The organism is Planotetraspora silvatica (genome assembly GCF_016863315.1).
Lineage (GTDB): Bacteria > Actinomycetota > Actinomycetes > Streptosporangiales > Streptosporangiaceae > Planotetraspora > Planotetraspora silvatica.
The window spans coordinates 118274-136744 of the sequence record NZ_BOOQ01000013.1 but is presented as its reverse complement, the minus strand read 5'-3'; the positions used below and the strand labels follow the sequence as shown (position 1 = coordinate 136744).

General features: G+C 69.7%; 18 protein-coding genes. 13 read left to right on the top strand and 5 right to left on the bottom strand.

The window, feature by feature from the left end; all coding sequences use genetic code 11:
* Positions 1–113 precede the first annotated feature (113 nt).
* Positions 114–1796, top strand: a complete 1683-nt coding sequence (gene icmA, locus Psi02_RS11530; protein ID WP_203954910.1) for a coenzyme B12-dependent isobutyryl-CoA mutase large subunit — start codon at positions 114–116, stop codon at positions 1794–1796.
* 483 nt (positions 1797–2279) lie between these two features.
* Here icmA and Psi02_RS11525 read toward each other — a convergent pair whose 3' ends face one another.
* Positions 2280–3671: a pyridoxal phosphate-dependent decarboxylase family protein gene (locus Psi02_RS11525; protein WP_203973444.1), complete on the bottom strand. Its 1392-nt coding sequence runs from the start codon at positions 3669–3671 to the stop codon at positions 2280–2282.
* A 66-nt stretch (positions 3672–3737) separates the two neighbouring features.
* Here Psi02_RS11525 and Psi02_RS11520 point away from each other — a divergent pair, with 66 nt between their 5' ends.
* From Psi02_RS11520 to Psi02_RS11500, 5 genes are all read left to right on the top strand, one after another.
* Positions 3738–4205, top strand: coding sequence for an Lrp/AsnC family transcriptional regulator (locus Psi02_RS11520; protein WP_203954908.1), 468 nt, complete (start codon positions 3738–3740; stop codon positions 4203–4205).
* A gap of 74 nt (positions 4206–4279) precedes the next feature.
* Entirely contained in the window at positions 4280–5197 is a 918-nt protein-coding gene (locus tag Psi02_RS11515; RefSeq protein ID WP_203973443.1) for a tetratricopeptide repeat protein, read from the top strand.
* 47 nt (positions 5198–5244) lie between these two features.
* The gene (locus Psi02_RS11510) at positions 5245–5874 is read left to right on the top strand and encodes a cytidylate kinase-like family protein (protein ID WP_203973442.1); all 630 of its coding nucleotides are present in this window, start codon (positions 5245–5247) and stop codon (positions 5872–5874) included.
* A 148-nt stretch (positions 5875–6022) separates the two neighbouring features.
* Positions 6023–7432, top strand: a complete 1410-nt coding sequence (locus Psi02_RS11505) for an NAD-dependent malic enzyme (protein WP_203954905.1) — start codon at positions 6023–6025, stop codon at positions 7430–7432.
* A gap of 103 nt (positions 7433–7535) precedes the next feature.
* Positions 7536–8111, top strand: coding sequence for a YqgE/AlgH family protein (locus tag Psi02_RS11500; protein WP_203973441.1), 576 nt, complete (start codon positions 7536–7538; stop codon positions 8109–8111).
* A 67-nt stretch (positions 8112–8178) separates the two neighbouring features.
* Here the strand turns inward: Psi02_RS11500 and Psi02_RS11495 are convergent, their stop codons facing one another.
* Entirely contained in the window at positions 8179–8820 is a 642-nt protein-coding gene (locus Psi02_RS11495; RefSeq protein WP_203973440.1) for a TetR family transcriptional regulator, read from the bottom strand.
* Positions 8821–8960: 140 nt separating this feature from the next.
* Between Psi02_RS11495 and Psi02_RS11490 the strand changes: the two genes are divergently transcribed.
* The 5 genes from Psi02_RS11490 (at position 8961) to Psi02_RS11470 (ending at position 14753) form a co-directional block, all read left to right on the top strand.
* The gene (locus Psi02_RS11490; RefSeq protein WP_203973439.1) at positions 8961–10526 is read left to right on the top strand and encodes a DHA2 family efflux MFS transporter permease subunit; all 1566 of its coding nucleotides are present in this window, start codon (positions 8961–8963) and stop codon (positions 10524–10526) included.
* A gap of 137 nt (positions 10527–10663) precedes the next feature.
* Entirely contained in the window at positions 10664–10915 is a 252-nt protein-coding gene (locus Psi02_RS11485) for a DUF3039 domain-containing protein (protein WP_373317324.1), read from the top strand.
* A gap of 98 nt (positions 10916–11013) precedes the next feature.
* On the top strand, positions 11014–11955 hold the full coding sequence (locus Psi02_RS11480; protein ID WP_203973438.1) for a zinc metalloprotease: 942 nt from the start codon (positions 11014–11016) through the stop codon (positions 11953–11955).
* Positions 11956–12111: 156 nt separating this feature from the next.
* A complete protein-coding gene (locus Psi02_RS11475; protein WP_203973437.1) occupies positions 12112–12846 on the top strand; it encodes a hypothetical protein in 735 nt (244 codons plus the stop codon).
* Positions 12847–12998: 152 nt separating this feature from the next.
* On the top strand, positions 12999–14753 hold the full coding sequence (locus Psi02_RS11470; protein WP_203973436.1) for a DEAD/DEAH box helicase: 1755 nt from the start codon (positions 12999–13001) through the stop codon (positions 14751–14753).
* A gap of 84 nt (positions 14754–14837) precedes the next feature.
* On the opposite strand, the gene Psi02_RS11465 is transcribed toward Psi02_RS11470, so the two are convergent.
* The 3 genes from Psi02_RS11465 to Psi02_RS11455 all read right to left on the bottom strand — a co-directional run bounded on the left by Psi02_RS11465 (position 14838) and on the right by Psi02_RS11455 (position 17521).
* The gene (locus Psi02_RS11465) at positions 14838–15473 is read right to left on the bottom strand and encodes a hypothetical protein (protein WP_203973435.1); all 636 of its coding nucleotides are present in this window, start codon (positions 15471–15473) and stop codon (positions 14838–14840) included.
* A gap of 121 nt (positions 15474–15594) precedes the next feature.
* Entirely contained in the window at positions 15595–16167 is a 573-nt protein-coding gene (locus tag Psi02_RS11460; RefSeq protein WP_203973434.1) for an isochorismatase family protein, read from the bottom strand.
* A 70-nt stretch (positions 16168–16237) separates the two neighbouring features.
* The gene (locus tag Psi02_RS11455; protein WP_275415183.1) at positions 16238–17521 is read right to left on the bottom strand and encodes a nicotinate phosphoribosyltransferase; all 1284 of its coding nucleotides are present in this window, start codon (positions 17519–17521) and stop codon (positions 16238–16240) included.
* A gap of 39 nt (positions 17522–17560) precedes the next feature.
* On the opposite strand from Psi02_RS11455, the gene clpS reads away from it, so the two are divergent.
* Positions 17561–17848 carry an ATP-dependent Clp protease adapter ClpS gene (gene clpS / locus Psi02_RS11450; protein WP_239094800.1) on the top strand — a complete coding sequence of 96 codons (288 nt, stop codon included), beginning with the start codon at positions 17561–17563 and terminating at the stop codon, positions 17846–17848.
* A gap of 96 nt (positions 17849–17944) precedes the next feature.
* Positions 17945–18469: a DUF2017 domain-containing protein gene (locus Psi02_RS11445; RefSeq protein WP_203973432.1), complete on the top strand. Its 525-nt coding sequence runs from the start codon at positions 17945–17947 to the stop codon at positions 18467–18469.
* Positions 18470–18471 lie beyond the last annotated feature (2 nt).

Genomic DNA, 18471 nt, shown 5'->3' with positions numbered 1-18471 from the left:
ACGGCATGCGAAGGGGAACCGTCAGGTCACCTTCCGTAAGGGGCGACGCGGCGTTGGAAAGGGTACTAGGACGTCCTAGTATTTTCTTTGGGATCCGACACTTTGGAGGCCGTATGGACCCGAAGCACGCGCGCGACGCCGACACCGAGGCCGGCCGGGCCCGCTGGCAGGCACGGTACGACGCCGCCTTCAAGCGGGCAGGGGAGTTCCGGACCCTTTCCGGCCTGGAGGTCGACCCCGTTTACGGGCCCACCTCCAGCGATCCGCGATTCGCGCGCATCGGCTGGCCCGGCGAGTTCCCGTTCACCCGGGGCCTCCATCCGACCGGCTACCGGGGGCGGCCATGGACGATCCGGCAGTTCGCCGGGTTCGGCAACGCCCAGCAGACCAACGAGCGCTACAAGATGATCCTCGGCGCCGGAGGAGGAGGTCTGTCCGTCGCGTTCGACATGCCGACGCTGATGGGCCGCGACTCCGACGACTCGCACTCCCTCGGGGAGGTGGGGCACTGCGGTGTCGCCATCGACTCGGCACTGGACATGGACCAGCTGTTCGACGGCATCCCGCTCGGTGACGTCACCACCTCGATGACCATCAGCGGGCCGGCCGTACCGATCTTCTGCATGTACGTCGTCGCGGCCGAGAGGCAGGGCGTGCCGACGGGCAAGCTGAACGGAACCCTCCAGACGGACATCTTCAAGGAGTACATCGCGCAGAAGGAGTGGCTGTTCTCCCCCGAGCCCCATCTGCGGCTGATCGGCGACCTCATGGAGTTCTGCGCCGCCGAGATCCCCGCGTACAAGCCGCTGTCGGTCTCCGGCTACCACATCCGGGAGGCCGGGTCCACGGCGGCGCAGGAGCTGGCTTTCACCCTCGCGGACGGGTTCGGCTACGTCGAGCTCGGCCTGTCGCGCGGGCTCGACGTCGACGCCTTCGCTCCGGGATTGTCGTTCTTCTTCGACGCGCACATCGACTTCTTCGAGGAGATCGCCAAGTTCAGGGCCGCCCGGCGGATCTGGGCCCGGTGGATGCGAGACGTGTACGGCGCGCGGACCGAGAAGGCCCAGTGGCTGCGCTTCCACACCCAGACCGCAGGCGTCTCGCTGACCGCGCAACAGCCCGACAACAACATCGTCCGCACGGCGGTGGAGGCGCTGGCGGCGGTGCTCGGCGGGACCAACTCCCTGCACACCAACGCGCTGGACGAGGTGCTCGCGCTGCCGTCCCAGAAGGCCGCGGAGATCGCCCTGCGGACGCAGCAGGTCATCATGGAGGAGACCGAGGTCGTCAACGTCGTCGATCCTCTGGGCGGCTCCTGGTACGTCGAGGAGCTGACCGACAGGCTGGAGGCCGAGGCCGAAGCCATTTTCACGAAAATTCGGGATATGGGGTCTGACGGGACGATGACGTCCGGGATCCTCCGAGGCATCGAGGACGGCTGGTTCATGTCGGAGATCGCCGAGGCGGCCTTCGACTACCAGCGGAAGCTGGAGAAGGGGGACAAGCGGATCGTCGGGGTCAACTGCCACACCGCGTCGGTCGAGGAGCCCCTGGAGATCCTCCGGATCAGCCATGAGGTCGAGGTCGAACAGCGGCGCGTTCTCGCGGAACGCCGCGGCGCCCGGGACCAGGCGGCCGTCGACGCGGCTCTGGCGGCGCTCACGGCCGCTTCGAGGACGAGCGACAACATGATCCCGCCCATGCTCGACGCCGCCCGGGCCGAGGCGACCCTGGGGGAGATCTGCGACGCCCTCCGCGCCGAATGGGGCACCTACTCAGAACCCGCCCGTTTCTAACCCCCCACCCCGCCCGCCCCCCATCGCCGTGATCATGCACAGGTTCGGAAAGGTGGCCGCCGACCAGCGGCCACCTTGTCCGTGATCATGCACGGGTTCTTGGGAATGGCCAATGACCAGCGCGAATGTTGCCCGTGATCATGCACGGATTCGTTGATCGCATGGCCAACCTGCCGCTTTCCAGTTCGTGATCATGCGCAGATTCTGTAGTCGGCCGTGTGGCCTGCTGCTTTCGTTCCCGTGATCATGCACGGCGGAGCCCAGTGCATGATCACGGGAGGGGTTTCCCGAGGTTGGGCGACATGTCCGCGAACCTGCGCATGATCACGGTGAAAGTTTCCCGAGGTCGTGCGGCGTGCGACCGAACCTGTGCATGATCACGAACTGGATTCGCCCAGCTCTCGAGCCATGAACGCGAACCTGTGCATGATCACGGACGGGGTTTGGCCAGCTCGTACGGCATGCCGCCGAACCTGTGCATGATCACGCGGAAAAGAGGGGGGTGATGTGGTCGAGGAGGGACTCCAGGGTTTGGTCGTCGGTCGCCGGGGCCATCACGGTCACCCGGAGGTGGCGGACCCCGCCGATCTCGGCTGAGGTCAGGTGGAACGTGCCGTCGGCCATCAGCCGTTCGCGGATGGCCGCCTGGTCGGCCGTGCCGTACCGGAAGCAGACGATGTTGCTCTCCGGCTCGTAGGGGAACACGAAACCGGGCCGGTTCCTGGCCAGCTCCCAGAACCTGTGGGCCGTCTCGTACTGCCGCGCCACGTATTCGCCCATGCCCCGCTCGCCCCGCCATGCGAGGTTGAGGAAGATCTTCAGCCCGAGTTCGGCCTTGGTGCACTCGACGGCCCTGCCGACCAGGTCGAATCCCTGGTCGCCGTAGAAGAGGTAACTCGCCTGCTGCTGGAAGGCCGCGTCCAGGTCGGGCTCCCGGCGCACGAGCACCGCGGCGGCGAGGCTCGAGGTCCGCAACATCTTGTGGGCGTCCCAGATGACCGAGTCGGCCAGTTCGATGCCGTCGAGCAGATGCCGGTGGCCGTCGCTGAGCAGGGCTGAGGCCCCGTGCGCGCCGTCAACGTGGTACCAGATGCCGTTCTCCGCGCAGAACTCCCCGATCGCCCGGAGATCGTCGTAAAGGCCGGTGCCGGTGGCGCACGCTCCGGCGACCAGGGCCATCGGCCGCCGCCCCGACCGGCGCACCTGTTCCAGTACGGCGGGCAGGCGGGTGACGTCGATCCGGCCGAGGCCGTCGACCTCCAGCGGAACGACGGCCCGCTCGCCCAGGCCGAGGATCGCGGCGGCCCGGGTGATCGAGTAGTGCGCGGACGGCGGTGCCAGCAGGACGAGGTCCGCCGGGACGCCGTCGGCCCAGGCGTCCGGCGCTACGGCGGCCCGCGCGGCGAGCATCCCGGTCAGGTTGGCCAGGGAACCCCCGTGCGTCAGCACGCCGCCGCCGTCGCGGAAACCGACCTTGGCGAGCATCCAGCGCAGCACCTCGAACTCGACCGTCGCGGCCGAGGCGCCCATCTCGTAGATCGCCATCGGGTTGTTGGTCGCGCCGTGGACGAAGTCGGCGAGCGCCGCGGGGAAGTCGGGAACGGCGCTCTGGTGGCCGAGGTAGGCGGGGTGGTGCAGCCGCGTGCCCTCGCGGAGATAGTCGCCGAGGAACCGCCGGTAGTCCTCGGGCGTCATGCCCCCCTCTCGGATCCACCGGGCCAGCTCCAGCTTGTCCGCCAGCTCACGCGGAGGCCGGCGGCGCAGAACCGGCGCCATGCCCCGCTGGCTCTGGTCCACATAGGCGGCCAGCTCGTCCACCGTCACCTCAGCGGCCTCGGCGAACTCTTTCACGTCCCACGTCATATTCGACTCCATGGCAGGATAATGACTACATCGGACGGCGGAACGCCATAGACGCCGAATTCAGAAGTGAGATACCCCATGAGCAGCGAACTGGATTCGATCGACAGGGCGATTCTGGCAGAGCTGCAGAACGACGCACGGCTGCCCAACAAGGACCTCGCGGAGCGGGTGGGCGTCGCCCCCTCCACGGCGCTGGAGCGGGTGCGCGGCCTGCGGAGGCGTGGGGTGATCACGGGCTTTCGCGCGGAAGTGGACGCCAAGGCGCTCGGCCGATCACTCCAGGCGATGCTCGCGCTGCAGGTGCGCCCGCACACCAGCCAGCTCGTCGACCCGCTGCGCGCCTTCATACTCGGCCTTCCCGAGACGATCGCCCTGTTCCACGTGGCCGGGCCCGAGGACCTCCTGGTGCACGTCGCGGTGCCCGACGCCGATCATCTGCACCGGCTGATCCTGGAACGCATCCTGATCCGTCCGGAGATCTTCCACCTGGAGACCACCCTCATCTACCGGACCGAGCGGCAGCCGATCCAGCGCCCGGTGGGCTGACCGCCGTGCGCCCGTCGTCCAAGGAGGCGGGGGTTGGCACGGATCAGGCGCGCGCGTACGGCAGGATTGGGGGTATGGCAGCGGACTTCTCTCGACCTGGATCCCTGTACGGCGCCGTGGACCTCGGCGCGCGTAAGCAGGCTCTGGAAGCGCAGGCACGGCGCGAGGCCGAAGGGCCAGGAGCGACCCCGGACGTGATCGAGGCGACCTCGGCCACCTTCAACTCCGACGTCGTGGAGCGCTCGATGAGCGTCCCGGTGATCGTCGAGGCGACGGTGCCGAGAGCGGAACAGGTTCAGCAGTTCAGCTACACGCTGGAGAAGCTGGCCGCCGAGGCCGCCGGCGCGTGGCTGCTCGCCCGCGTCGACGTCGAGGCGAACCCCGACCTCGCCCAGGCGTTGCGCATGCGGGCGATCCCCACCGTCTACCTGGCGTTCCAGGGCCAGCTCATGCCCCTGTTCGAGGGGCCGCTGCCCGAGGCGCAGCTGAGGCAGGCGCTGGCGCAGGTCTTCGAGCAGCTCGGTGTCGAGCTCGCCGAGGCCGCCCCCGAACAGGAGGAGGGCGGCGAGGCCGAGCGGGTCGACCCGGACCTCCTCGCGGCCGACGAGGCCATGGACAAGGGCGATCTCGACGCGGCGGCCGCGGCCTACGAGCGCCTGCGCGCGAAGTCGCCGGACGACGAGGCCGCGAAGATCGGCCTCGCCGGGGTCGGCCTCCTTCGCCGGACCCAGGACCTCGACGCGGCCGACGTCATGCGCCGTGCCACCGCGGACCCGGCCGACGTCGACGTGCACATCCAGGCCGCCGACCTCGAGACGCTCGACGGGAAGGTGGACGACGCCTTCGACCGGCTCGTCGCGCTCGTCCGGCGCACGAACGGCGCCGACCGCGACAAGGCCAGGCGTCACCTCCTCAGCCTCTTCGACGCGCTGCCGGCAGAGGACCCCTCGGTCTCCAAGGCGCGGCGGAACCTCGCCAACGCGCTCTTCTGAGACCTTCCTGAGAGGTCGCCCGCCCACCACGCGGGCATAGGAGGGACGTGCGGGTCGTCACCATCTCCGCGACGTACGGCACCGGCGGCAGCGTCATCGGGCCGGCGGTGGCCGATCGGCTCGGCGTGCCGTTCGTCGACCGGGCGATTCCCAGCGCCGTCGCCAGTGAGCTCGGCGTGACGCTGGAGGAGGCGCTGGCGCACGACGACCGGGCGGAGAGCGGCTTCGGCAGGCTCCTGACCGGCATGATGCGGCTGCCGACGGTGACGCTCGGCGGCGTGGAGCTCTACGTTCCCGCCGGGATGCCGCTGACGCCCGACGAGTTCGCCGCCCGGACGGAACAGGTCATCCGCGAGATCGCCCGCGTCCACGGCGGCGTGATCCTGGGCAGGGCCGGCGCGATCGTGCTCGCCGATCACCCGGGTGCCCTGCACGTCCGGCTCGACGGCCCGCTACGGCGGCGCGTCCTGCAGACGGCGGCGTACTCCGGCATACCGGAGCAGGAGGCCAAGAGGGTCGTGAACGACAACGACCGGGCGCGCAGGGCGTACGTCCGGCAGTTCTATCGGAGCGACCCCGCTGATCCCGGGCTGTACCACATGGTTCTGGACAGCACCGTCATCCCGGTGACCACGTGCGTGGAGTTGATCGTGGCCGCCGCCTCGGCTGTGGGCTGAATCACCTGTCCGGGGATGGCACGATGGAATACATCCACGATGCCGTCGAGCCGGGTGCGGCAGCCGGGCAAGCGATTCGCCCGAGCCGGCAACACGCCCGCACCGAGCGCGTACGGTCGGAAAGACCCCCGCAAAGGAGCGGATTGCCGTGGCCACCGTGCCAAGCGTTTCCTACTCGATCACTGTTCGCCTTGAGGTCCCGGCGGGGGGCAAGGCGGTAAGCCTGCTCACCCACGCGGTGGAGAACGCCGGCGGGGTGGTGACCGCCCTCGACGTGACCAACGCCGGCCACGAGAAGCTTCGCATCGACGTGACCTGCGCCGCCAGGGACACCGATCATGCCCAGGCGATCGTGGACAGCCTGGGCGCGGTCGAGGGGGTCACCATTCACAAGGTGTCCGACCGCACCTTCCTCATGCACCTCGGCGGCAAGATCGAGATGCAGTCGAAGGTCCCCTTGCGCAACCGCGACGAGCTGTCCATGGCGTACACGCCAGGTGTGGCACGCGTCAGCCTGGCCATCGCGCGCAACCCGGAGGACGCCCGCCGCCTGACCATCAAGCGCAACTCCGTCGCCGTGGTCACCGACGGCTCGGCCGTCCTCGGTCTCGGCAACATCGGCCCGGCGGCCGCGCTCCCGGTGATGGAGGGCAAGGCCGCGCTGTTCAAGCGCTTCGCGGGCATCGACGCCTGGCCGATCTGCCTCGACACGCAGGACGTCGACGAGATCGTGCGGACGGTCCAGGTGATCGCTCCCGGGTTCGGCGGCATCAACCTCGAGGACATCTCCGCGCCGCGCTGCTTCGAGGTGGAGCGCAGGCTCCGCGAGTTGCTCGACATCCCGGTGTTCCACGACGACCAGCACGGCACCGCGATCGTGGTGCTCGCCGCACTGACCAACGCGCTGAAGGTCGTGCGCAAGGAGCTCGCGGACGTCCGGATCGCGCTGGCCGGCGCCGGTGCCGCCGGCACCGCCGTGCTGCGCCTGCTGCTGGCGGCCGGCGCCCGCAACGTGGTCGTCTGCGACTACCTTGGCGCGGTCCATCTCGGGCGGGACGACCTGGACGACTCGCTGCGCTGGATCGCCGAGCACACCAACGCGGACGGGTACGCGGGCGACCTGCGCGGCGCGGTCAAGGGCGCCGACGTCTTCATCGGGGTGTCCGCGCCGGGCATCCTCACCGCCGACGACGTCGCCGCGATGGCGGAGGGCGCGGTGGTCTTCGCGCTGGCCAACCCCGAGCCGGAGGTGTCGCCCGACGACGCCCGCGAGTACGCGGCGGTGGTGGCCACCGGCCGGTCCGACTACCCGAACCAGATCAACAACGTCCTGTCCTTCCCGGGCGTCTTCCGCGGCCTGCTCGACGCGCAGGCCAACGGCGTCTCCCAGGAGATGCTGCTGGCGGCGGCCAAGGCGCTCGCGGCCGTCGTGACCAGCGAGGAACTGGGGCCGAACTACATCATCCCCAGCGTCTTCCACCCGGACGTGGCCAACGCGGTGGCGGCAGCCGTACGTGAGTCGGCCGGCGGAAAGGCACGGGGGTTCACCGAGGCCTGATCGGCGACCACTTGCGGCGACACCGGCCGTACGGTGGGTGACGCCCCAGGCTGAGTCGGGGGTGGCGTGCGCGAATCGCCATTCCTCCTTCATCATGGGAGGTATGGCGGAAGCGATCTACGTCGGCCGGCTCCTCGTGGCGACGCCTCTGCTCGACGACCCCAACTTCCGGCGCAGCGTCGTCCTCGTCCTGGAGCACGACGAGGACGGCGGCACGCTGGGAGTGGTCATCAACAGGCCGAGCGAGGTCGCGGTGACGCAGGTCCTCCCCTCATGGGACCCGCTCGTCACCGGCCCCCCTGTGCTCTTCGAGGGCGGGCCGGTCCAGACCGACAGCGCCCTCGCCCTGGCCGCGGTGCTGAGCGGCGAGGAGCCGCTGGGCTGGCGGCGGCTGCAGGGCAGGTCCACGATGTCCCGCCTGGGCACGGTCGACCTCGACGCGCCCCCCGAGATCCTCGCGGGGGAGATCTCGCAGATGCGGATCTTCGCCGGATACGCGGGCTGGACCGGCGGTCAGCTGCAGGCGGAGCTCGAAGAGGGCGCCTGGTACGTCGTGGACTCCGAGCCGGGCGACACCTTCAACTCCGATCCGGGCGCGCTCTGGCGGAATGTCCTGCGGAGGCAGCAGGGTGATCTCGCCCTCGTCGCCACCTTCCCCGAGGACCCCCAGCAGAACTGAGATCCGGCGGCCGTCCGCGCGCATCCTGCTCTGATCGCGTGAGCGAAGTCGCGTCGCGGCGGTCGCTTCAGCCGGCCGCAGGGGACGGAACGGTCATCGTGGCCAGATCCCAGCCCGGGCGAAGGGAACGGTCGGCCAGTTTCAGCACGTCATCGAGGCGCTTGGCCATGATGTCGAACCCCTGTGGGCCACTGGTGTGGCAGACCATCCCGAGGCCGGTGAAGATCGACACGACGAACTGGGGTAACAGGTCCCCGGCGTCGGTACCCTGTCTGCGGGCGACCTCGGCGACGAGCCTCTTCTGGTTGTCCATGAGCAGGCGCATCTGGCCGGCGAGCAGGTGGGGCGTCTCCTCCACCAGTTGCCGCGACTTCATGAACCGCTCGGCCTCCGCGGGATCCCTGTCCCGCAGTGTGCCGATCATGGCGCGCATCGCCTGGCTGAGTGCCGTGTACGGAGACTCGCTCTCCGGGCGGCCCGCGAACTCGGCCAGGAAGATCTCCTGGCTGTCGGCGGGCGGGGAGAGCGCGACCTCCTCCTTCGACGAGAAGTACCGGAAGAACGTGCGCGGCGACACGTCGACCCGCGCCGCGATCTGGTCGATCGTCGTGGCGTCGTAGCCCTGCGTGAGGAAGAGCTCGAGAGCCGCGTCGATCAAGGCGTTTCGCGTCTGCACCTTCTTGCGCTCGCGCAGACCCACGGTTGTCACCTGCTCGAAACTGGTAGTTCACATGCTGTCAGATGTCACCGTATGTCGGATAAAAGGATTTGTCATCTGTCATGCTGTGACATAAATTACGCATCGTTGCCTGAGACCGGACCGTTGGCCTTTCCAAGGGGGACTCATTCATGGCTCAAGCGGTAGCCGTACCACCTGATACCCGTGACGGCGGCGGGGAGGCGCATCCGTGGCTGACGCTGCTGGCCGTTTCGCTCGGCGTCATCATGGTGATGCTCGACGGCACTGTCGTGGCGATCGCCAACCCGCGCATCGCCGAGGATCTCGGAGCGTCACTGTCCGACCTGCAATGGATCACCAGTGGTTACCTGCTCGCGCTGGCGGTCTTCCTCATCACCGCCGGTAAACTCGGCGACCTGTTCGGCCACAAGAAGGTCTTCCTCATCGGTGTCGCGGGCTTCGCCCTGACCTCGCTGGCGATCGGACTGACCTCCTCGATCGGGATGCTGATCGCCTTCCGTGTCCTGCAGGGCCTGTTCGGCGCGCTGCTCCAGCCGGCCGCGCTCGCCCTCCTGAGGCTCGCCTTCCCCGGTGAGCGGCTGAACATGGCGATGGGCGCCTGGGGCGCCATCATCGGGCTGTCCAGCGCGGGAGGCCCGATCATCGGCGGGCTGCTCGTCGAGAACGTGAGCTGGCAGTCCGTCTTCTTCATCAACGTGCCCGTCGGCGTGGCGGCGCTGGCGTTCGGCCTGTGGGTCCTCAGGGGCGGCAGGACGAAGCTGTTGTCCAGGGTCGACTGGCTCGGGGTGCTGCTGCTGTCCGCCACGATGTTCTCGCTGGTCTGGTCCATCATCAAGGCGCCCGAGTGGGGCTGGGGCGACCCGAAGACCATCGGCTTCCTCGCCGCGGCCGTCGTCGTCGGCGCGGTGTTCCTGTTCTGGCAGGCCCGGGCCGCGGAGCCGTTGCTGCCGCTGAGCCTGTTCCGCAACATCTCGGTCTCCATCGGTACCGGGCTGATGATCCTCATGGCGTTCTCGATGTTCGGGGCGATGTTCTTCCTCACGTTCTTCTTCCAGGGCGTGCACGGGCTCTCCCCGCTGCAGTCGGGCCTGCGGATGTTGCCCATGAGCGCCGGCATGATCGTGGCCTCTCCCATCGCCGGAATCCTCATCGGCAAGCTGGGCCCCCGCGTCACCATCGCGGGCGGCATGCTGATCACGGCCGTCGCGATGTTCCTGATGTCGCGGCTCAGCGTCGAGGCGCAGTTCATGGACAGCGCGATCCCCTTCGTCCTGCTGGCCTTCGGCCTGTCCCCGGTCTTCGTGGGAGCCACCGAGATCATCGTCGGCAACGCGCCCGAGGAGCTCAGCGGTGTCGCGGGCGGCGTGCAGAACTCCGCGATGCAGGTCGGCGGCGCCCTCGGCACCGCCGTCCTCGGTGCGATCGTGGCGGCCAAGGTGTCGAGCGTGCTGCCCGGCTACCTCGGCCCGGTGGCCGAGGCCCTCCCGCCCGAGCAGTTGGAGGGGCTCAAGTCGGCGGCGTCGGTCGGCATGGCGTTTCCCGCCCTCCCCGGCCCGGCCGCGAGTGTCATCACCAACGCCTCGCACCTGTCGTTCATGGACGGACTGCACCTCGGCTTCGTCGTGAGCACGGCCGTCGCCGTGATCGCGGCGATCCTGGCGCTGTTCGTCAAGGCCGGCCGCAAGACCGAGGGCGCCCCCGTCCACGTGGGCTGACGGCGCCTGTTCCGGCAGTACGGCTCCACTTCCGGCAGTACGGCTCCCGCCCATTCCCGGGCGGGAGCCGTACCCGTCCCTGGATCGTTGTGCGGGCCCGGCGTCAGGGCGTCACCGGCTCAGTAGACTCGGTGTTCGTGACCAGCACGAAAATTCTTCCCGAGAGCGATGTCGCGCCGCGCGTGTCACACGGCGACGGCGACCACGAGCGCTTCTCGCACTACGCCGACAAGAACAAGATCACTGAGAGCTACGTGACGGGTGCTCCTGTCCGGGCTCTCTGCGGCAAGGTGTGGGTGCCCAGCCGGGATCCCAAGAAGTATCCGGTCTGCCCGGAATGCAAGGAGATCTACGAAGGACTGCCCAAGGGCAAACCTTCCGACGACTGAGTGTCGAAACGAAATGATCGCCCCCGAGACGGCTAACGTCAGGCTCCTGACCAGCAAGATCGGGGGAGCGAATGGCCCGGTGTGCGACAGCCGTCCTCATGGCATGCCTGTTCACGCTGGGCGGCGGTCCCCCTGCCGCGGCCCGCGCCGACAGCCGGCCGGACCCGGCTGAGGTGAGGGCCGGGGCGGAGTGCCCGGTCGGCGAGCCGTCCGAAGGCGCGGCCCTTCGTCCCGGAGCCGAGGGCCTCACCCACGCGGTCGAGCCGCGCGAACCGGGGCCGGATGAGATCGCCCGGATGTCCGCAGACCTGCGTCGCCGGCTCGAGGAGTCCGGCGGCATGCGCCGGGCGCCGGCCACGGGCGAGATCATGGTGCCCCTCTGGGTGCATGTGATCAAGGACGGTGTGCTCGGGCTGTCGGACGCGGGCGTCAAGCGGCAGGTCGACACGCTGAACGCGGCCTACGGCGGCAGGCTCGGCGGCGTCGACACCGGGGTGCGCTTCGTGCTCACCGGCATCACCCACACACTGAACAAGGACTGGTTCCGCGACCCGCTGGGCAACGAGGCGGCCATCAAGACGAAGCTGCGCGTGGGCGGTCCGGAGACGCTCAACCTCTACATCGCACAGCTCGGCGAGCTGGTCCTCGGCTACGCGACCTACCCGTACTGGTACCAGGGCGAGCCGCAACTGGACGGTGTGGTCATCGACTGGCGCAGCGTGCCGGGAGGCCCGTTGCGCAACTTCGATAAGGGCTTCACCGCCGTCCACGAGATCGGCCACTGGCTCGGCCTGCTGCACACCTTCGAGAACGGCTGCTCCGCGCCGGGGGACGCGGTCGACGACACCCCGCCCGAGGCGTACCCGACCACGGGCTGCCCGCCTAGCAAGGACACCTGCACGGAGCCGGGGCAGGACCCCGTCCACAACTTCATGGACTACGCCCAGGACCGGTGCATGACCAACTTCACCGCGGGCCAGGCGGTCCGGATGCGGCAGATGTGGGACCTCTATCGCAGGCCAACCGCCCCACCTGTCTAGATCCGATAGCAATGCCCGGATTTTCGTTGACGAGGCACCGTCTCTGTGAGTAACTGCCACAGCAGCGCTCATGGTGTCGTGGGTCGCTCGTGATCGATCCGGCGCTCACCGGCTCGGTTCCACGTGCGCCCGGCTCCTCCGGCTCCGGGAGGCTTCGTGAACGATCAGTGGTCGCGCCGCGTATGGCCGCCCGCCGACGACGACACGCCCAAGCCCATGCCCCCGCTCACACCCACGCTCATGCCCGCGCCCGCCGACGACGCGCCCGCGCCTGACAACGACCTCCCGCCCTCGGCCGTCTGGTACGGCACGCCCGTCGAACCGCCCCGCCGAATGCCGCGGTGGCTGCAACGCCTCCTCGTCGCCGGAGCCGCCGTGGCCGTCGCCGCCGTCGTGATCGGCGGGGTGGTGTTCGTGATCCTCAATCGCAGCGAGACCGCGCCTCCGGCCATGGTCGCCGACCCGCTCGCCGGGGTGTCCTACTCGCTGCCGCCGGAGTGGACCGAGGGGGTGGTCGCGCCGGTGACCGGCTTCACCTCCGTCGCCGCCCGAGGCGACCTGGCCACGGTCATGGCCAGGCCGGAGGCGCACGTGGAGCCGGACGGCCTCGGCCCCGCCGTCCTCGATCTGAGCAGCCTCTACGCCAAGCTGCTGCTCCACGGCGACAAGGTCGAAGTGGTGGACGACCGCGACATCACGATCGGCGGACGGCCCGGCCACACGCGGGCCGTCCGGGCGGAGTATCGCGACGTCGTGAACCAGCCGGCCTTCATGAGAGTGACGTTGCTCACCCGCCCCGACGGCAAGAGCACGGTGCTGCTGGGTCTCGCCCACCCCGACGATCCCCGCTCACGTGCGGACATCGAGACGGTCATGACGGGCGTGCACTGATCTGCGCGGACGCCCATACCACAGGAGGCGTGCGGTGGCTCGAATCTCGTCGGCTCGGCACGTCTTGTCGGTGGGTCCGACTACCCTGAGGTCACTGTGAGGGAGCGAACCGATAGATACACCATTGTCCTGACGAGCGCGGGGAGGCGTCGTTGAGCGTTTCGGCCGCGTCCCATCTCTCCCCTTCCTACCCTGATCGCGCCGCCTGGGGCACCGCCACGAAGTTGCGCGCCTGGCAGCAGGAGGCCTTCGACCTCTACCTCCAGCGCGAGCCGAGAGACTTCCTGACGGTCGCCACGCCGGGGGCGGGCAAGACGACCTACGCCCTGCGGATCGCCAGCGAGCTGCTCACCCGTGGGGCCATCAAGGCCATCACGATCGTCACGCCCACCGAGCACCTGAAGCGCCAGTGGGCCGACGCCGCCGCCAAGGTCGGCATCGGCATCGACCCCGAGTTCAAGAACAGCCAGGGCGCCACCTCCCGCGACTACCTCGGCGTCGCCATCACCTACGCCCAGGTCGCGATGCATCCCGCCCTGCACAGGGCGCGCACGGAGGCACGCAAGACGCTCGTCATCTTCGATGAGATCCACCACGCGGGCGACGCCAAGTCGTGGGGCGACGGCGTCCGGGAGGCGTTCGAGCCCGCGACGCGGCGACTGGGCCTGACGGGCACGCCGTTCCGGTCCGACGACAGCCCGATCCCCTTCGTCTCCTACGTCGAGGACGGCGAGGGCACGTTGCGGAGCGCCTCCGACTACTCCTACGGGTACGGCCCCGCTCTCGCGGACGGCGTCGTCCGGCCCGTGATCTTCCTGGCCTACTCGGGCGAGATGAAGTGGCGCACGCGGGCGGGTGACGAGATCACGGCCACGCTCGGCACCCCCCTCACCAAGGACCAGCTCTCCCAGGCCTGGCGGGCCGCGCTCGATCCCAAGGGTGACTGGATCCGCCAGGTCATCCAGGCGGCCGACCGGCGGCTCACCGAGGTCAGGCGGGGCATGCCCGACGCGGGCGGCCTGGTCATCGCCACCGACCACGAGTCGGCTCGCGCCTACGCCCGGCACATCAGGACCGTCACCGGTGAGGGCGCGCAGGTCGTGCTCTCCGACGACCCCGGCGCCTCAAAGAAGATCAAGGATTTCGCCACCTCCGAGGCGCGCTGGCTGGTCGCGGTCCGGATGGTCTCCGAGGGCGTCGACATCCCGCGCCTGGCCGTCGGCGTCTACGCCACGAGCATCTCGACCCCGCTGTTCTTCGCGCAGGCGGTGGGCCGCTTCGTCCGGGCCCGCAAACGCGGGGAGACCGCCTCGGTGTTCCTGCCGTCGGTGCCCCTGCTCATGGGCCTCGCCTCCGAGATGGAGGCCGAGCGCGACCACGTGCTCGGCCGCCAGCGCGACGAGGACGGGCTCGACGACCTGCTCCTGGAGCAGGCGCAGCAGGAGAAGAAGCAGCCGGACGCCCTGGGCGACGAGCTGCCCTTTCAGACGCTGGAGGCCTCGGCCACCTTTGACCGGGTGTTGTTCGACGGCGGCGAGTTCGGCACCGCCGCGGCTCCGGGGTCGCCCGAGGAGGAGGACTTCCTCGGCCTTCCCGGGCTGCTCGAGCCGGACCAGGTCGCGTCACTGCTGCGCAAGCGCCAGGCCGATCAGCAGGCCGCCAGGCGGAAGGTGAAGCCCGTCTCGGAGTCCGAGCCGGTGCTCGCCCCGCATGAGCTGCTGCACGAACTGCGCAAGGAGCTGAACGGGCTCGTGGGCGCGTGGAACCACCGCACCGGGCAGCCGCACGGTGTGATCCACGCAGAGCTGCGCAGGGCCTGTGGAGGTCCGGCCATCGCCCAGGCCTCCGCCGAGCAGATACGCGAGCGGATAGCGATGATCCGCAAGTGGGCCATGCAGCGCAAGTGAGAGAAGCCGGGCCCCGCGAGGCCCGGCTTCGCCGCTTCTTTCCGCGTCCTTTCTCGTCCCTGCTGCGTCCCTTCTACGTCCCTTCTACGTCCCGGAAGACGCGGGGGTCCCCGGCTTGAGCGGGATGCGATGGCCGGTGCGGGCGTCGATCGCCACGTAGTGCGGGCGGGGACGCAGCGGCGGGCTGAGCCGGAGGTCGAGCGACGCCTGGCCGCCCGCCACCGTGACGGGGAGCGCTCGAGCTCCCTCGTGGTGTTCCGCGGTGCCTTCCTCCAGCCAGATCCGCAACCGCCGTCCGGCGGGCCGCAGGGCCACGGAGGCCGTGCCGCATTCATGGGGGGTGGCGGCCCAGTAGACCGTCATGCCGTCCACCTCGGTGCCGCGACGCGAGAGCCGTACGGACCCGGGGGTGAGGGCGTGGACGGGGCAGGGGCGGGCGGTGACCGATGCCAGCGGCGTGGCGGCGGCGCCGTCACGAGAGGCGGCGTGGGAGGGGGAGCCGGCGTGGGAGGGAGAGACGGCCGGGCGGGCGAGCGGGTGCGACGCCACGGACGCGGGAGGCTCCTCGAGGAACCCCATCAGCAACGTGCCCGCCTGTAACCCCGCGAGGGTCAGGGCCGCCGCCCCGCGGGCGAGCCCGCGGTGGCCGCGGCCGAAGAGCAGCCAGACGCACACCGGAGTCAGGATGAGCCAGGAGAGGCCGAGCACGAACGCGAACATCGAGGCTGCCAATCACGAGGAGATGTCGCTCTACGTAATACACCCATGACGCATCGTGGTGAAGGCATTGAACGTCCCATGACCGGAGTGTCGGCGGGGCGTGGGACGCATACGGCCGGGGTCAGGGGCGCACCACAGGGGTGCCGACGAGCTCGACCCCAGCCTTCTCGAGCTCTCTCAGGGCGCGGTCGGTGGTCTCCCTGGCGACGCCGGCGGTGAGGTCGAGCAGGACCCGCACGGCGAAGCCGTTCCGCACACCGTCGAGCGCGGTCGCCCTGACGCAGTGGTCGGTGGCGATGCCGACGACGTCCAGGGCCTCCACGTCGTGCCGGCCGAGCCACTCGCGGAGGCCGACGCCCGACGGGTCGACTCCTTCGAATCCGCTGTAGGCGCCCTCGTGCGCGCCCTTGCTGAAGACCGTCTCCACGGCCGCGGTGTCGAAGGCGGGATGGAAGTCGGCTCCAGCGGTGCCCGCGACGCAGTGGGCGGGCCAGGTGTCCACGTAGTCGGGTTCGGCCGAGAAGTGGCTTCCCGGGTCGACATGCCGATCACCGGTGGCCACGACGTGGTCATAGGCGTGCCGCCTCGTGTGCCGGGTGATCGCGGCGGCCACCTCGGCGCCGCCGTTCACGGCGAGGCTGCCGCCTTCGCAGAAGTCGTTCTGGACGTCCACGACGACGAGCGCGGTTCTCATTCGGTCTCCTCACGGCGAGGGGGGCACCGGCGTCACTCGCGCGCGCCGGCCTCGGTGTGATCAGCTGAGATCAGCTGAAGACGGTGGGGACGGCGGGGTCGCCGGGCGAGAGGCTGTGGGCGGCCGGAGGCAGCTCGGCCAGCGTGGCGCGGTGTCGTTCGCGGGCGGCCTCCAGGGGTTCCCGGCCGACGACCCGGCCCTTCGTGACCAGCTCGGCCAGCAGGGGCCTGCCGACGGACTCCATCGGCGCGCCCGTGACGATCTCCGCGGTGGCCGTCCCGCCGGACGTCTCCCGGTAGGCCCACTTGCGGCCGCCCTTGCTCGGCTTGCCGACGGACCGCTTGGCCACCGGCTGCAACCGGCCCGAGGCGTCCTCCCGGGCGACCAGCTTGTAGACGAGGTTGGCCGTCGGGCATCCGGACCCGGTGACCAGGGCGGTGCCCACGCCGTAGCCGTCGACGGGGGCCGCGGCGAGTCCGGCGATCGAGAACTCGTCCAGGTCGCCGGTCACGATGATCCTGGTGTCCTCCGCGCCATACGCGTCGAGAGCCCGCCGCACGTCCAGGGCCGCCGCTCCCAGGTCGCCGGAGTCGATCCGCACGGCGCCCAGGTCGCGTCCCGCGAGCTCCACGGCGGTCCGTACGGCCTTCGCCACGTCGTAGGTGTCCACCAGCAGGGTGGTGTCCATTCCGAGGGACTGCAGCTGGGCGCGGAAGGCGTCCTCCTCCGAGTCGTGGAGCAGGATGAACGCGTGGGCCGCCGTTCCCGCCGTCGGCACGCCGTACATGCGGCCCGCCCTGAGGTTGGAGGTCGAGGAGAAGCCGCACAGATAGGCGGATCTGGCCGCGGCGACGGCGGCGATCTCGTGGGTGCGCCGGGAGCCCATCTCGATCAGCGGCCTGTCGCCGGCCGCGTGGGCCATCCGCGACGCGGCGGACGCGATCGCGCAGTCGTGGTTAAGGATCGACAGGACGATGGTCTCCAGCAGCACCGCCTCGGCGAACGTGCCCTCCACCACCATGATCGGTGAGCCGGGGAAGTAGGCCTCGCCCTCGCGGTAGCCGTACACATGTCCGGAGAACCGGTAATCGGCGAGAAACGCCAGAGTCGGCTCGTCGACGATGCCCGCGGCCCGGAGGTAGCCGAGATCTGATTCCTCGAACCGGAAGTCCTCCAGCGCGTCGAGGAAGCGGCCGATCCCCGAAACCACCCCGTATCGGCGCCCTCCGGGCAGCCGCCGGGCGAACACCTCGAAGACCGCCCTCCGATGTGCCGCACCATCGGCCAGGGCGGCCTGGAGCATCGTCAGCTCGTACTGGTCGGTCAGCAGGGCGGAGCCCATGGTCGTGCGCACGTGTCGAAGACTACGACCGGCGTGGTGCAGGATGGTCCTGTGGGTAGTACCGCTCCGGCCGAGGTCGAGCGTCCGTCGACGGACGTGCGGCCAGACTTGCCTTGGCTGACGATCGTCTGGAACGACCCGGTGAATTTAATGTCGTACGTCACATATGTCTTCCAAGCGGTGTTCGGCTATCCGCGGGAGAAGGCGGAGAAGCTGATGATGGACGTTCACCACAAGGGCAGGGCCGTCGTCGCCAGCGGCGCGCGCGAGGAGATGGAGCGCGACGTCCAGATTCTGCATTCCTACGGCCTGTGGGCCACCGTCCAGCGGGACTCCTGACGTGGGCGGCGCGTCGAGCGTTCATGCGGGCAGGCATCGGTCCGGGCGATCGTGCGGGCATCGGTGCGGGCAGTCATGCGGGCGAGGGCCGGGCCGATGAGCACGGGTTTCAAGTCGTCGGGCAAGGGCGTGTCCGTCAAACTCGACGCCGGCGAGGTCTCGCTCCTCGTCTCCCTGGTATCCCAGGTTCTCGATCTTGTGGAGCCCGGCGCGACGGGCGACGACCCCCTCGAGCGGGCTCTGGGCATCGGGTCGCCCGAGACGCCGTCGGATCCGGTGCTGGCCCGGCTGTTCCCCGCGGCGTACGCGGACGACGACAAGGCGGCGGGTGAGTTCCGCCGCTACACCGAGGCGACGCTGCGCGACGGGAAGCGGGCCGACGCCGCGACGTTGCTGGAGACGGTCGAGCCCGGGAAGGTGCAGCTCACCGCCGACCAGGCCATGGCCTGGTTGCGCGCGATCAACGATGTGCGGCTCGCGCTCGGCGTCCGGCTGGAGGTGACGGAGGAGGTCCACGAGGAGATCGCAGGCATGTCCGAGGACGATCCGCGTTATCCGGCGTTCGTGACCTACGACTGGCTGACCTACCTTCAGGACACCCTTGTCCGGGCCCTTTGGTAGTT

Excerpts from the sequence above, each read along its gene's own strand:
- Psi02_RS11500 (WP_203973441.1), top strand. The coding sequence starts at position 7,536 with ATGGCGGAAGCGATCTACGTCGGCCGGCTCCTCGTGGCGACGCCTCTG.
- Psi02_RS11520 (WP_203954908.1), top strand. The coding sequence starts at position 3,738 with ATGAGCAGCGAACTGGATTCGATCGACAGGGCGATTCTGGCAGAGCTG.
- Psi02_RS11465 (WP_203973435.1), bottom strand. The coding sequence starts at position 15,473 with ATGTTCGCGTTCGTGCTCGGCCTCTCCTGGCTCATCCTGACTCCGGTG.
- Psi02_RS11490 (WP_203973439.1), top strand. The coding sequence starts at position 8,961 with ATGGCTCAAGCGGTAGCCGTACCACCTGATACCCGTGACGGCGGCGGG.
- Psi02_RS11445 (WP_203973432.1), top strand. The coding sequence starts at position 17,945 with ATGAGCACGGGTTTCAAGTCGTCGGGCAAGGGCGTGTCCGTCAAACTC.
- icmA (WP_203954910.1), top strand. The coding sequence starts at position 114 with ATGGACCCGAAGCACGCGCGCGACGCCGACACCGAGGCCGGCCGGGCC.
- Psi02_RS11525 (WP_203973444.1), bottom strand. The coding sequence starts at position 3,671 with ATGGAGTCGAATATGACGTGGGACGTGAAAGAGTTCGCCGAGGCCGCT.
- Psi02_RS11480 (WP_203973438.1), top strand. The coding sequence starts at position 11,014 with ATGGCATGCCTGTTCACGCTGGGCGGCGGTCCCCCTGCCGCGGCCCGC.
- Psi02_RS11460 (WP_203973434.1), bottom strand. The coding sequence starts at position 16,167 with ATGAGAACCGCGCTCGTCGTCGTGGACGTCCAGAACGACTTCTGCGAA.
- Psi02_RS11515 (WP_203973443.1), top strand. The coding sequence starts at position 4,280 with ATGGCAGCGGACTTCTCTCGACCTGGATCCCTGTACGGCGCCGTGGAC.